The organism is Aliagarivorans marinus DSM 23064 (assembly GCF_000429485.1).
GTDB lineage: Bacteria > Pseudomonadota > Gammaproteobacteria > Enterobacterales > Celerinatantimonadaceae > Aliagarivorans > Aliagarivorans marinus.
The window spans coordinates 43,845-57,731 of record NZ_AUBY01000014.1 but is presented as its reverse complement, the minus strand read 5'-3'; the positions used below and the strand labels follow the sequence as shown (position 1 = coordinate 57,731).

11 protein-coding genes are annotated in these 13,887 nt (G+C 53.5%); 1 reads left to right on the top strand and 10 read right to left on the bottom strand.

Annotation, left to right across the window (positions count from 1 at the left end; translation table 11 throughout):
* Positions 1 to 255: 255 nt before the first annotated feature.
* The 5 genes from G461_RS0105470 to G461_RS0105450 all read right to left on the bottom strand — a co-directional run bounded on the left by G461_RS0105470 (position 256) and on the right by G461_RS0105450 (position 5,980).
* A complete protein-coding gene (locus tag G461_RS0105470; protein ID WP_026971067.1) occupies positions 256 to 504 on the bottom strand; it encodes a DUF2498 family protein in 249 nt (82 codons plus the stop codon).
* 90 nt (positions 505 to 594) lie between these two features.
* Positions 595 to 1,497, bottom strand: a complete 903-nt coding sequence (locus G461_RS0105465; RefSeq protein WP_026971066.1) for a DMT family transporter — start codon at positions 1,495 to 1,497, stop codon at positions 595 to 597.
* 74 nt (positions 1,498 to 1,571) lie between these two features.
* A complete protein-coding gene (locus G461_RS25400; protein ID WP_026971065.1) occupies positions 1,572 to 3,542 on the bottom strand; it encodes a diguanylate cyclase domain-containing protein in 1,971 nt (656 codons plus the stop codon).
* Positions 3,543 to 3,787: 245 nt separating this feature from the next.
* Complete coding sequence (locus G461_RS0105455; protein ID WP_026971064.1) at positions 3,788 to 4,687, bottom strand: aspartoacylase; 900 nt, start codon at positions 4,685 to 4,687, stop codon at positions 3,788 to 3,790.
* Positions 4,688 to 4,801: 114 nt separating this feature from the next.
* Positions 4,802 to 5,980: a XylR family transcriptional regulator gene (locus tag G461_RS0105450; RefSeq protein ID WP_026959727.1), complete on the bottom strand. Its 1,179-nt coding sequence runs from the start codon at positions 5,978 to 5,980 to the stop codon at positions 4,802 to 4,804.
* A 321-nt stretch (positions 5,981 to 6,301) separates the two neighbouring features.
* On the opposite strand from G461_RS0105450, the gene xylB reads away from it, so the two are divergent.
* Positions 6,302 to 7,753, top strand: a complete 1,452-nt coding sequence (xylB, locus tag G461_RS0105445) for a xylulokinase (RefSeq protein ID WP_026971063.1) — start codon at positions 6,302 to 6,304, stop codon at positions 7,751 to 7,753.
* 120 nt (positions 7,754 to 7,873) lie between these two features.
* Here xylB and G461_RS0105440 read toward each other — a convergent pair whose 3' ends face one another.
* The 5 genes from G461_RS0105440 to modF all read right to left on the bottom strand — a co-directional run bounded on the left by G461_RS0105440 (position 7,874) and on the right by modF (position 13,804).
* Positions 7,874 to 9,343: a hypothetical protein gene (locus G461_RS0105440; protein ID WP_035479460.1), complete on the bottom strand. Its 1,470-nt coding sequence runs from the start codon at positions 9,341 to 9,343 to the stop codon at positions 7,874 to 7,876.
* Between the two features lie 128 nt (positions 9,344 to 9,471).
* Entirely contained in the window at positions 9,472 to 9,768 is a 297-nt protein-coding gene (locus G461_RS0105435) for a hypothetical protein (protein ID WP_026971061.1), read from the bottom strand.
* Between the two features lie 194 nt (positions 9,769 to 9,962).
* Positions 9,963 to 11,426 carry an SLC13 family permease gene (locus G461_RS0105430; RefSeq protein ID WP_035477893.1) on the bottom strand — a complete coding sequence of 488 codons (1,464 nt, stop codon included), beginning with the start codon at positions 11,424 to 11,426 and terminating at the stop codon, positions 9,963 to 9,965.
* 250 nt (positions 11,427 to 11,676) lie between these two features.
* Positions 11,677 to 12,105: a GNAT family N-acetyltransferase gene (locus G461_RS23400; RefSeq protein WP_051333377.1), complete on the bottom strand. Its 429-nt coding sequence runs from the start codon at positions 12,103 to 12,105 to the stop codon at positions 11,677 to 11,679.
* 280 nt (positions 12,106 to 12,385) lie between these two features.
* The gene (gene modF, locus G461_RS0105415; RefSeq protein ID WP_026971060.1) at positions 12,386 to 13,804 is read right to left on the bottom strand and encodes a molybdate ABC transporter ATP-binding protein ModF; all 1,419 of its coding nucleotides are present in this window, start codon (positions 13,802 to 13,804) and stop codon (positions 12,386 to 12,388) included.
* Positions 13,805 to 13,887 lie beyond the last annotated feature (83 nt).

Sequence of the window (13,887 nt, the reverse complement as noted above, 5' to 3'; positions counted from 1 at the left end):
GCTTCCTTGGAAGTGGGGAACAGTTGGCATTATAGGAACTTGAAACCGGTTTTATTTTGAAGGGCATCACAGTGATACCGGTTTCATTTAGATCGTGATCACATCATTAGCTGAAACATCAACTTTTCATCCCGCATTATTTTTTAACACAAATAAAATGCAAAATTTGCTAAAGCAAAAATCAAATTTCGGAATGTAAGCCTTTGAAGTCATACAAGCTAGAGCTACAAAAGCATCAAAACGACTCTTCTGATATTAATCCTGTGTTAACACATACTGCTCAGACAATCGGTGGCATAGCCATTTGTAGAGATTAAAAGCGGTGGGAGATTTCGCGGTGGGCAATAGATTGTCATCGAGGAATGCTTCGCCACGGAACGTTAGCACATCACCATGCTGACTCACTTCGCGAACTTCCAGGCCCTCGATGTAGTCCTCGTGCTCTTGCAGTAACTGATTGGCAAGGCTAATAAGCTCCTGAGCGGAGATCTCTTGTTTACTCATATCTATCGTTCTCTGGTAAGGGTTATGTATATTCTAGCGAATCCCGATTGATTGTCGCAGCAATCAATAAGTACTCACCGAATGCCATGATTAAGTGGCTTGGTTGGCAGCTCCCGTTTTCCCCCGCCACTGCTGCACCAGCAGCCCGGAGATAATCGCCACCAAGCCTACATAGGTGGCGGGCTCAATGCTCTCCCCCAAAATCTTGTTGATAAACAGCAGCGACAAAAACGGGGAGATAAAGATAAGGTTGCTGATGCTAGATGTATTGCTGGTGTGCTTGAGCGCCATCACCCAGCAGACAAACGCCAGCCCCATCTCAAATACACCAACATAGGCCGCGCCGGCCCACGCCTTCAACTCAAACGGCGGCAAGCCATCGCTCCACCAGCAATAGATAAAGGTCATCGGCAGACTCATCACAAAGGCCACCAGCAAACTGGCGATAGGATCTTGCTGATTGCGGGTGTTTAAGATCCAGTAGCCCGCCCATAGCAGGGTCGACAGCAGGGCCAGTACCACCCCGGGGACACTGTCGAACTGCATGGAAAACACATCACCGCGGGTGGCAATGATCAACACCCCCATGTAACCCAAGGCCATCGCCAGCAGATCTTGGCGACGCAGGCGCTGACCTAAAAACGGCACTGCGAGCAATGACAGAGTAATCGCCCAGGTGTAATTAAGTGGCTGCGCCTGTTGCGCGGGCAGCAAGTCGTAGGCTTGAAACAGCACCAAGTAATAAAGGAAGGGATTAATCGCCCCAAGGCTTAGCAGATACCATGGTCGCGTGCGGGCACACTGCCACACCAACGAAAGCCGCCCTTGCTTGAGCAAGCACAACAGCAGCACGATGATAGAAAACAGCGAGGCCAGCAGCACTAGCTGGGCAGGGGTAACTACCGCGAGCGCCAACTTGAACGCGGTCGCCACCGTGGACCACATTAAAACCGCAGAGATACCAAAGGCATAGGCGAGCTTTTGAGATGTCATGAGAAGTACTGCTTGATAAAAACCAGAGTGTACCGAGGGGGGGCTGAGCTCGCAATCACAAGCCGCAGCCAAGGCTAGGAGTTAGATTTATAACGGCCGAATAGCTGGACCTGATCGCGCCCGTTGCGCTTGGCACGGTACATCGCTTTGTCGGCGCTTTCCAGCAGCACTTGGCTGTCTTGGCCATCGTAGGGAAAGACGCTGGCGCCAATGCTCAGGGTAACCGGCAGCTTGTCACCATTCGGCAGGTAGACCTCAACGTTCATCTTCTGCCGCAGCTTGTTCAAGGTCTGCTCAATATCATCAATCAGCAGGTTGTTTTGCAGCAGCACCACGAACTCATCGCCTCCCAAGCGAGAAAGGTGGTCACTGCGTCGCAAGGTTTCACGCAGCCGCGCCGATACCTGACAAAGCACCTGATCGCCCATCTGATGGCCAAGTTCATCGTTGATCCGCTTGAAGTGATCGATATCGATAAACGCCACCGCCAGTAGCCCACAACGGCGCTGGGTCACACTGATGGCCTGCTTGAGCGAGTCTTCAAAGGCCAAACGATTAGGCAGCCCAGTTAGGCTGTCGTGGTGGGCCATCTGATAAAGTTTTTGCTCGCTGTACTTGAGCTGAGAGATATCGGAGTAGTTGACCACGTAGTTGCACACATCGCCGTGGTGGCCGTAGATCACGCTGATCGTCACCAAATACGGGAAGAATTGCCCCGCCTTGCTGCGATTATAAAACTCGCCATGCCATTGGCCGTTACGCGACAACAACTCGACGATGTCTTCCACCTCTTGCCGCTCCCGCTCAACCCCGGGGTCCAAACACTGGGGGGGATTACCGCGTAGCTCTTCCACCGCATAGCCAGAGAGCTGGCAAAACGCCGGATTCGCTTCCACGATGCGAAACTGCTGGTCGGTAATCGCGATGGCATCACCGCTGTGGCTAAAGGCCTTGGCATTGAGCTGCTCTAACTGCTGGCGCCGCTTGGCGATATCGATATCCACCACACTGAGCAGCGAGTGCTGACCTTCCAGCCTTACAATGCCGAGCATCACCCACACCCCTTGGTGCTCCAAGCGGCATTCAAAGCGCTTTGGTAGCGCTCCGCGATAGCCGTTGCAGCCTAAGCGATGCCACAGCATCAACTGCTTGCTAAAGCCGGCATCAAATAGCTCCCAGTAAGGGCGGTTCAGTAGCTGTTCGACCTGATGGTTAGCGAGTGTGGCCAATGCACCATTGGCCAGCTGGATCCGCCCACAATCATCGAATAAGGCATAGCCAACGCCGCTTTGCTCCATGGCATATTGCAGGCGCTGTTGGGATTCGGTGTAGTGAAACACCAGTAAGGTACGCTTGGTGTCTTGCGAGAACAGCATCAACTGCCAGCCCGGCCACTCAATATCCACCCGAGCACTATCGCCCACCAGCAGGCGGCTCAGCTCCTCTTCGACCGCATTCACCGCCGCCGGGTGCAGCACCTGTTTGATGCTCTTAATGCCACCTTCAACCATATTGGCATCGGGCAATGGGCGGTAGAGGCGGTACTCCTCCACCGTTAGCTCGCCATCGATAATAAAATAGTTATGGCCAAGTGCATCAAGAATAGACTTGCTGAGAATCGGCTGGCCCATCTCGGTGAGTTGTTGCTCGATCACCTCCACCACCAGCGAAACAGCCTCATGATGCTGCTGAAGCTGGGACTCGATCTGCTCTCCCCACAGACACAGGATCAGCCCCTCTTGATAGATATCTTGCTGGAGATAACAGGCATAACACTGCAGGGGGGCAACTGCGAGCTCGGCTACCGGAAACCATTTATCCAAGCCCGGCTCACAGGGAGGAAGCGACTGATCAACCACAGACAAACAGGCGGTGGGAAGTTCGCAGCTTAGCTCACCCGCCATCGCAGAACACACCCCGCCCTCATGATTCACCCGCAACAACGCCGCGGCAGAAAAGGTGGTGGCGCGCACACAGCTATCTAGCAATACCTGCCAATGGCTATGCTGATACGCGTCATGCTGGGGCTTAAGCGCTTGCTCCATGTCCGCTATCCTGCCTCCCTGGCTAATAATGAATATGTAAATAGTAAGTTAAGCGCGAAGTAAAACCTAGCCTTCGTTATCAGTCTAGCAATACAAAGGTATTAAAACTGTGGGGGCTTACACTGAAACGTCAGAGAAGAGTTACAGCTAGCGGGAAATAGCGGAGAAATGTTTGGAATAAAAGGGAATGGCCAGAGCTTAATTCTGGATAAGCCTTGGCCAGCACCCTGTAGCATCAAGAAAACTTAGTCGCCGTAAACCTTAATGGTAACTTTTTCCATCAACGACATGGCCAGATTATTATCATAATAAGCAGCTTCGTTGATAAAGGCGGGATACACCACCTTGTCGCCTTGATAGCTTATATCCTCGCCGTTAAAGCTGCGGAAGATCGGGTCACCGGGGTGGATCGCCTCGAAATCATGGTCTTGCACCCGGCTATGCACCATCGCCGTTCTGCGCCCTTGTTCATCCACTGGCAGGGTCAGGCTTTCCAGATAGAGGTAGGCTTCCACCTGCTCAGGCAATTCGGGCAAAGCATCGTCGTTATACAGTTGGATGAAGTCGAGGATATGCCCGGTCATGGTCTCCATCTGCTCAAACACATCTTGGCGTATTACCGATTGCGACTGCGGGCCAACCTCCACAATCACCCCGAAGCGGCCGCAACTAGCCAGTAGGTGATGCTGATCTTTAGTCAGATGGTCTTCATCGCGGAAGATTACCGCTTCTGGCATCTTCATCTTAAGGTAACCAGCCAACAGGTTGTAGACCGGATCTTGTTGAACCAGCAGCAAGCACGGCCCCATGTTTGAGGTGGTGTTGTGCAGATCAATCACAAAGTCGCTGTTTGGGGCATCCTTCGGCCCTAGTTGCTGGTGCAATACCTTGGCGCGGCTCTGCTCGTAGTTAGCCAGCGTCGCATCGGCCAAGTCTTTGCTGGCAAACTGGCGGTTCAAATCACTATCGATATAGCGCTTGTTCTCGCCATGGGCCTTGGGGTTGGCAAACACGGTTTCCACCGTCAATCCATCGCGGGCGATCAACTGTGGCTGTTGCTGCCACTTTTCAACTAAATAGATCCCGGTGAACTCATTACCATGAGTTCCGCCCACAATAGATACCTTATTGATTTTGTCTGCCACTATGCATCTCCCTGCTTTATTCCACACCAAAAGATAAGTTGTTGAAGCTTAATTACAAAACAGCCCAAGCACAATGCTCGGGCTGGATAGTTTCAGTGCCAATAGCGACAGCTCTTACTCGTCGCGCTCCTGACGGGACAAACGGTAGGCCTTCGGTGTCAGGTTTAAGTCTTTCTTAAACACCGCGTACATATACTGCAGCGACGGGTAGCCACATAGCTCTGCGATATCCGCGGTCGACAAGTCGGTGTTACGCAGCAGGCTCATCGCTTGCTCCAGCTTGGCGCAGTGGATCTCTTGGTGCACCGAGTGACCAATATCTTCCTTAAAGCGCTTCTCAAGGTTTGAACGGCTCACCTTCACGTAATCGAGCACCTGCTCAACCTTGATGCCTTTACAGGCGTTGTGACGGATAAAGTGCATCGCTTGAATCACATAGGGGTCTTTCAGCGCTTTAAAGTCGGTGGATTGGCGCTCCACCACCTTCTCTGGCGTCACCAAGTGACGGATCGCGCCCAGATCTTGGCCCTGCAACTGACGGTGCAACAGCTTCGCCGCTTGGAAGCCCATCGCCCGGCAACCTTGGGCCACCGAGCTCAGCGACACCCGGCACAGGTGGCGGGTCAAATCTTCATCGTCGATACCGATGACCGACACTTTGTCAGGCACGATAATGCCCAAGTGGTCACACACCTGCAGTAGGTGGCGGGCTCGTGCATCGGTGACCGCTAGAATCCCAACTGGCTTGGGTAGCGACTGCACCCAATCGGCCAAACGATTCATCGAGTACTGCCACGACTCCGGAGTGGTTTCCATACCGCGGTACACAGCGCACTCGTAGCCATCGGCGGCGACCAGCTCAGGGAAGATCATCTCACGCTCAGCAGCCCAGCGGGTTTGCTCGGTGAGCGGTAGGCCATAGTAAGCGAAGTACTCCAGACCTTTTGACTTGAGATGCTCATAAGCGCTTTGCACCAGAGCGCGGTTGTCGGTGGCCACATAAGGGAACTTAGGATACTTCTGCTCGTCTTCGTAAGAGCTACCAACCGCTACCACTGGCACCTTCACGCCAGTAAGAGCCTGTTCCACCTGAGGGTCGTCAAAGTCAGCGATAATGCCATCGCCAACCCAATGTTGTAGCCCGGAGATCCGAGTACGGAAGTCTTCTTCTAGAAAGATGTCCCAGTCACACTGGGAAGCCTGAAGGTAGTCACCAATGCCGTGAATCACTTCTCTGTCGTAAACCTTGTTGGCGTTAAACAGCAAGGTGATCTTAAAGCGTTTGTCGAACATGCAGAGCTCCAACGTTAAAGCTACACCGCGTCCACGTCGGTGTTAAAAACCAGCGATATTGCCTTGAGAAAAAGCGTAACTGGCCCAAGGCCGTGGGATGTTACCAAATTTCCCCCTTGGCTAGGAATAGCTTTGAGTTTAACCGCAGATTAAACAAATGGCTGAGGCACATATCAAAGAAAACTGTGAGACCTCGCACGCATCCCAAAAACCACAAGACACCGAGAAAAATTCGTAATTGAGACCAATAGCACGGATCGTGGAGGATCGCCGCATATGCGTCGCAACAGCGCACTAAAGTGACATCAAAGAGGAATCTTCATGTACATCGGTATTGATTTAGGTACGTCAGGCGTAAAAGCGGTACTGCAAAACGAACAGGGCGAGATCGTCGCTCAGCACAATGCGGGACTCACCGTTTCTCGTCCACAACCACTTTGGTCTGAGCAAGCGCCAGCCGACTGGTGGGCCGCTACTCAAGACGCACTCGATGCGCTGGCACAAGCTGAAAACCTGGCCTCAGTGAAAGCCATTGGCTTTAGCGGTCAAATGCACGGTGCCACCTTGTTGGATGCCAATGGCGACGTTCTACGCCCAGCAATCCTGTGGAACGACGGCCGCTGTGCTGCGCAGTGTGCGGAGCTGGAGGCTAAGGTACCTAACTCACGCGAGATTGGCGGCAACCTGATGATGCCAGGCTTTACCGCGCCGAAGCTGCTGTGGGTTAAGCAAAACGAGCCAGAAGTGTTTGAGCAAATCGCCAAAGTACTGCTGCCTAAAGACTACCTGCGCTTCTTGATGAGCGGCGACTTTGCCTCGGATATGTCTGACTCAGCCGGCACCATGTGGCTGGACGTTGCCAAGCGCGACTGGAGCGATGAGCTGCTGCACGCCACCGGCCTAACCGTTGAGCAGATGCCAAAACTGTTCGAAGGTAGCGACATCACCGGTCACCTCAAACCTGAACTGGCTGAGCGCTGGGGCATGCCTGCGGTACCTCTGGTTGCCGGCGGTGGCGATAATGCCGCGGGCGCAGTTGGCGTGGGCATCACCAAGCCTGGTCAAGCCATGCTGTCACTGGGCACCTCTGGCGTATACTTCGCGGTAAGCGATGGCTACCTGAGCAACCCTGAATCAGCACTGCACGCCTTCTGTCACGCCTTACCGGGTGCCTGGCACAGCATGTCAGTGATCCTGAGTGCCGCATCTTGTCTGGACTGGGTGGTTAACCTGACTGGCCAGAAAGACGTACCAAGCATGCTACAAGCGGTAGAAGCTGCGCCTGAGTCCAATGACCCAGTGGTATTCCTGCCTTACCTGTCAGGCGAGCGCACCCCGCACAATAATCCAGAAGCGAAAGGCGTGTTCTTCGGTATGACTCACTCAACCGGTCCTCTGGATCTGTGCCGTGCGGTACTGGAAGGCGTATCGTTTGCCTTCGCCGATGGCCTGGATGCATTGCATGCCACTGGCCTGGAGCCAGAAGAAATCACCCTCATCGGTGGTGGTGCACGCAGCAAGCTATGGCGCCAAATGCTGGCCGACGTATTCGGCAAAGCGGTGACTTACCGCTTAGGTGGCGAAGTAGGCCCTGCACTAGGTGCCGCACGCCTGGCGCAGTTGGCAGTTACCGAAAATGCCGATCTTGATGTTATCTGCCCAGTGCCAGAGCTGGTAGAGGTTCATCAGCCAAACGCTGAGCAGCACGCGCTGTACGCTAAGCGTCGTGAGACCTTCAAAGCCTTATACCCTAAGATTAGCGAGCTGTTCTAAGCCTTAGCTCGAATACTGCGCAATCAAAAAAAGCGGCCCAATGGGTCGCTTTTTTGTTTCTATCAGCCACAAAAAAATCCCATCGAGATAACTCAATGGGATTGTGTTCAACAAGCTCGCTTACTGCTTTTGAATAACCGTTAGCGCACCTTGCTTCATCATCGCATTCAGCAGGTTTTGCTGCTCGTCCGGCGTTGAGATCATGCCGTTGGCATAGGCGTAGTTTGAATCAACCAACTCCATATCGAAGCTTTGCGATAACAAGAACTGAACCTCATCGCGACTGGCGGTTTCGCTCTCTGCATCGCCCTGCAACAGGGAGATCTCAAAGCCTAGCGACTCACCAAGGGCGAAATCGACCACACTTGGGCTAGGGATCACTTGGCTAGCCGCCGGAGCACCTACCACCGTCTGTACGAACAGGCGATCGTTTACAGCGTTCATCGCTGCAAAGTAGCTGCGCTGCACCGCAAAATCAGCAGGACTGAACGAGCGGCCATGGTCGATGCAGTAGTTGGCTGCAGCGCAAGACTGACTCACTCCAGCATCGTCGATTGCTTCCATACCACGTGGTAGCTCAACGTTGATATCTTCACCATCCAAGGCCACAAAGCGTTCGAACTGCCAACTGCTTGAGCTGTCGATACCGCTAAACAGGGCTGCCCAGAAGCTAATCTCAGCATCATCAAATTGGGTCAGTGGTTCACCCGGGTAGAGGTACTGCCACAAGTAGTTCTTGTTCTTGCGCTGCACCAGTACTGCACTGCCAGCATCCAGCTCAAGGCCTGCATCAACCTCCCAGAAAACCTGGTCGCCAAAATACTCCAGCTGCAACGGATCCTTCGGGGTTAAGTCTTTGTCGAATACGTGAGCACTGGTGGCAAAGCCGTAGCCTTCCAATTGGGTGGCACGCTCGCCATCAAAGTTTTGGAAGGCGGTCACTAACACATCATGGCGCGGTGGGATAGGGCTCTTCACCGGAATATCGGTCGAGCCATCTCGCCCGCCGACAAAGTTGGCATCGGGGGTATAGCTGGTTTGGAAGTAGGCCGAGCGCTGCTCATCTCGCACATCCACTACCGCATTATCATTGATCGCAAAGGTGTTATCGAAACGGCTGCCTCTCAAACAACCTTCTGAGCGGGTACCATTACGCAGGTTAACGGTCATCGAACTCAGCATCTCTTTTTGCACCGAGAACATATAGACCTCCCGGTTGCTAACCCCTTCGGTGTACTCCTCAAGGGAGACAAAACCGCCATCGGGGATCTCAGCGGTATCGATGCGGGCTTTAAGGTCTGGGGCAAGCTCGGTGTCGGTGATGGTTTTAATCACGGTGCCATCGGCATCATGGAACAAGATATTGAACGGGGTAATCGCGCGCTCTGCAGTCCAAACTTTGGAATCGCTGCCGGCAACCTCGCCGTACACGATACAGCCACTGGCGACGTCAGCCACCTCTTTTTGCACTACCTGAGCCATCTGCCAATGATAAACCGGCGGAGGTGTTGGACCACTACCACCACTGCTCCCACCACAACCAACAAGTACCGCTGAGGTAGCCAAAGCTACCGAAATCATCTTGTTCACTTCACACCCTCAAATTAGATAGTCAAAAATTTGCTACGGGGGAGCATGAAGCAAGTTGTTTACCAAAATAACTTCGCTTTTGGCATTTTTATCTTATTTTTTAATCATTTACCTGACGAAAAACTGAATCACAGCGTGATCCGCAAAGACTCCTGTTGGAAGTAGAAGTACCACAGCCAAATACCCGCTATTACGCCAAACAGCCCAGCCACGCCGAGGTATAAGATCGGCATTGCCAGAATGGCCACCGAGGTCCCCACTCCGATATGCACTTGAAACACCTTGATCAGTATCTGACCGAATGAGAACAACACCTCTTGCTGTTGATGCTCCTTGCGCAGCATGGGTAGCCATATCGATGCCGCCAGTCGACATAAAAGGATAAAGATGACCGCCACCAGCGCAACTTGTAGAACAAAATCCATGGTCCACTCCCTGTTGCTTGAGTTCTTTTAGTAAAGCGAATCTATCAGAGCAAGTCTTTGAGCTTACATGCAAAAATGAGCACTTACTGCTCTGAGTTGTCGCACGAACGAACAGGAAGAAATCCATCAAACAGGCACAAAAAAGCCCGAAATACAGGAGAGGATTTCGGGCAACTTGAACTAGCGGAGCACTACTAAGGCACTAGCAGCGCCGAGGCTAGCCAATATGCAGCCATTGTAATCAGCACCACGCCCACAATGTTTAGGGCGAAGCCTGCTTTCACCATCTGCTTGATCTGCAACTGGCCGGAGGCAAACACGATGCTATTGGGCGGCGTGGCCACCGGCATCATAAAGGCGCAGCTGGCCGCGAGAGCCGCTGGTACCACCAGCATCAAGGGGCTCTCTCCCATCGACACCGCGATAGGGCCAAGCAGTGGTAAGAAACCTGCCGCCGTGGCGGTATTGGAGGTCACTTCGGTGAGGAAGATAATCGCGGCGGTGACAATCGCAATCACCAGCAGTAGCGGTAGGTAAGAGGTCTCACCCAGGCTGGCACCGATAAAATCAGCCAGACCAGAGCTTTTGATCTGCGCGGCCAGGCTCAGACCACCACCGAACAGCATCAGCACGCCCCAAGGCAGCTTCTTGGCGGTATCCCAATCCATCACCATCACCTGTTCGCGCCAGTTCACCGGGATTAGGAACAAGCTTAATGCCGCCAGCATTGCGATGCCGGTATCGGTGATCGGCAAGCCCGTCATGCTGGCCAGCAGCGGTCGGAAGATCCAGCCAATCGCAGCTAAGCAGAACACCACCGCGACCGCTTTCTCGGGGCCACTCATGGCGCCCAACTGATGCAGTTGCTGACGCAGTAGCTCGCGCGAGCCTTCACTGCCGCCATCACCCAAGCGATAATTGATCTTGGTCAGCCATACCCAACAGATCGCCAACATTACCATCGAGATAGGCACGCCCACCATCATCCACTGGCCAAAGCCCAAGTGAATGTCGTAGCTATCCGCCAAGTAAGCCGCTAGTAGCGCGTTGGGCGGTGTGCCAATCAGGGTTCCCAAGCCGCCAATACTGGCCGCGTAGGCAATCCCCAGCAGCATCGCTGGGGCAAAGTTATCGTCGTTGGAGTCCTTGGTGACCAAGGTAATAATCGACATACCGATGGGCAGCATCATCACTGCGGTGGCGGTATTACTCATCCACATACTCAAGAATGCGGTGATCAGCATAAAGCCGCCGACTTGCTGCGCCGGTTTATCACCCACCGCCAGCATGGTGGCCAAGGCAATCCGTCGATGCAGCTGCCAGCGCTCCATCCCCAAGCTGAGGATAAAGCCGCCCATAAACAGGAAGATCAGCGGATGCGCAAAGCTGGCGGTAGCCACTTTAATCGTTGCGATTCCGAGTAAGGGCGAGAGCACCATAGGCAGGAAGGAGGTCACCGGGATGGGCACGGCTTCGGTCACCCACCAGATCGCCATCAGTGTGGCCAAACCCATAGTACGCCACGCCAGCGGGCTCAAACCTTCAAAGGGAGGCTCTGCCACCAGCGTCAGCAGCAAAACCACCGGGCCCAGTATTAGGCCAATCAGTTTCGCTTGGTGCTGTTGAGCATAACTCGGGTTTGCTAAGGCAACGGTCATAAGCCCTCCTGGCTAAACAAGATCGTTAACAGAAAATTCACATACTATTTGTAAGGAATTATCAATCCACCACCCTGTTGGCCCAACTAGACAAAAGTCGTAAGCCCGCCGCATCAGCTCACAAAAAGCTACAAATTATTGATAATTGGATAAAGTCGCAGCTTACCGGCTGCTTGGAAGGAGGCGGCTACCGATAAAAACGAGAGCCGCAAATACGAGATACGAAAAGATAACAGCGGTACTTTAAGGATTAGTGAGTTAGGCAGCGCTTCATGGTCAGCACCACATCGCCGGGCAGGGTCACTTCAAAACCGAAGCGTTGATACAGCTCTTGGGCACGGCAGCCCCGAAACACCCGCAAGCGCAGGTTGTGGATGCCTTCCGCTTGGGCTTCTTCGATCAATGCTTCCAAGGCCCAACTGCCCAAACCCCGATTTTGGAAATCCTCAGCCACTTGCAGGTCTCGGATGTACCAGTCATCACCTTGGGCCTGCCAACGCACCACCCCGACAACTTGCCCATCCACCAGCAGCTCATAATTCTCGCAGTCCTGCCAGCTATCGACAAAGGCCTGAGCGTTCCACTCAACCTGTTGCTGGGTGTAGTAATCCTGCATGTTCAGGCGCACTAAGCGCTGGGCGTGTTGATAATTTTGGGCGGGGCGGTATTCAAACTTCATAAACCATCCTTAGCATGCGGCCACTTGGCCACTAACGGTTCACCTCATGCGAACCAACGAGCAATCCGGCGATTATACCAATCTGGATAAGTTAATGGCCAGTTATTGCGCAGGGAAAATCATTGAGGACAAGGAGGCGCTTGCCGTAACTAGTGGACTAATTACAAAAGCGCTGACGCTGTGATCAATGATTTTAACCAGCAAGAATGGTCAGTTACTTATGTAGATTGGTATAACATCAGCTTTAACTCTTTATTGCTGACCACCGGTTGATGCTCCGCTAAACCAGCTCAAAGCCGTGCTCGCTAAAGCTTAATCGATGGGTCACGCTGGGCAGGCGGTCTTCTTGATGGTGGGTCACATACACCAACTGACAAAGCTGCTGCTCGGCAATCCGCTCCAAGGCAGAAAGCACTACCTGACGATGCAGAAAATCCAGCCCCTGACAGGGCTCATCCAGCAGCAGTAGTCGTGGCTGTTTGATCAAGGCCCGGGCAATCAATAGCAGCCGCTGTTGGCCGTAGGACAGCTCTTTAAAGGGCAACAGAGCCAGTTCGTCCATGCCCAATAGTGCCAACCAGTCCATCGCCAGGCGCTGCTGCGGCAGCGAGGCCGCTTGATAGAGGCCAATCGAATCGAACAAGCCCGACAACACCACCTCGATGGCCTTGCAGCTGACCCGATATTGCAGATGCAGCGCCGACGAGACAATGCCCAGCTGCTGCTTAATCTGCCAGATACTCTCGCCACTACCGCGCCGATAGCCCAGTACCTCAATATCGTTGCTATAACACTGCGGATGATCGCCACTGATAAGGCTCAGCAGGGTGGATTTACCACAACCATTGGGGCCACTGACCTGCCAGTGCTCGCCGGGGTTAATCTGCCAATCCAGCCCGGAAAACAACTCTTCGCCGCCATAGCTGACCCGGCCATTGCGAATGCTAAACAGCGGCTGCTCGGCTTGCTCTGGCGCGTCACTGCGCAACTGTTCGGTGAGCTGTTTGGCTTGCTTCTGGGCCAAACGCGTTAGCTGCTCGCGCTCGGGGTTGTTTAGCCACTGCTGACGGCTAAAGGTGCGCGACAGCCCCTGCTCGTCGAGCAAAGCGACATGGCTAATACACTCAGGCAGCTCCTCATCGCGGGAGGTAATCAGCAGCAGCTGACAGCCCTTGGCCACCTCTTGCAATAGCGTCATCAGTTGCTGCTGGTGCTCCACATCCAAGCCAGCAAAGGGCTCATCCAACAGCAGCAATCGTGGCGACCTTAATAGCGCCAGCGCCAGCATCAGTCGGCGACTCTCTCCGGTGGAGAGCTGGCGAAAGCCACGCGTTAACAAGGGGGAAAGATCGCACTGGCCCACCACCGTGGCAATTAGCGAAGGGTCGTCGGATTGTGAGTGCAACAGCTCAGCCACACTATGGCCAAACTCCTGTACCTGGCTAAAGTCGCTGTCATCTTGCTCCAGCTCTAGCTCCAACAAGCGTTGTTGCTCGGCCAATGACACCAGTCCCACAGGCTCGGGCAGGTTTTCCACCCGGCCCTGCTCAGCGGTGTACAAGCCCGCCAGCCACTCACCTAACAGGCTCTTGCCACTGCCGCTGCTACCAAACAGCGCCCAATGCTGATTAGCTAGATCCCAATCCTTGATGGCTAATTTGTGTTGGCTTCCGGCCAAGGCTAACTGGCAAATTCTCATTAAGCTCTCCTATGCTAAGCAATGTCAGCTTAACTGTGTTAAGTAATTAAGAGAAAGGCAAAAAATGCGCATATTCAACAAAG

Coding starts and splice junctions, on each gene's coding strand:
- G461_RS25400 (WP_026971065.1), bottom strand. CDS start 3,542: ATGGAGCAAGCGCTTAAGCCCCAGCATGACGCGTATCAGCATAGCCAT.
- G461_RS0105465 (WP_026971066.1), bottom strand. CDS start 1,497: ATGACATCTCAAAAGCTCGCCTATGCCTTTGGTATCTCTGCGGTTTTA.
- G461_RS0105470 (WP_026971067.1), bottom strand. CDS start 504: ATGAGTAAACAAGAGATCTCCGCTCAGGAGCTTATTAGCCTTGCCAAT.
- G461_RS0105450 (WP_026959727.1), bottom strand. CDS start 5,980: ATGTTCGACAAACGCTTTAAGATCACCTTGCTGTTTAACGCCAACAAG.
- G461_RS0105435 (WP_026971061.1), bottom strand. CDS start 9,768: ATGGATTTTGTTCTACAAGTTGCGCTGGTGGCGGTCATCTTTATCCTT.
- modF (WP_026971060.1), bottom strand. CDS start 13,804: ATGAGAATTTGCCAGTTAGCCTTGGCCGGAAGCCAACACAAATTAGCC.
- xylB (WP_026971063.1), top strand. CDS start 6,302: ATGTACATCGGTATTGATTTAGGTACGTCAGGCGTAAAAGCGGTACTG.
- G461_RS0105430 (WP_035477893.1), bottom strand. CDS start 11,426: ATGACCGTTGCCTTAGCAAACCCGAGTTATGCTCAACAGCACCAAGCG.
- G461_RS23400 (WP_051333377.1), bottom strand. CDS start 12,105: ATGAAGTTTGAATACCGCCCCGCCCAAAATTATCAACACGCCCAGCGC.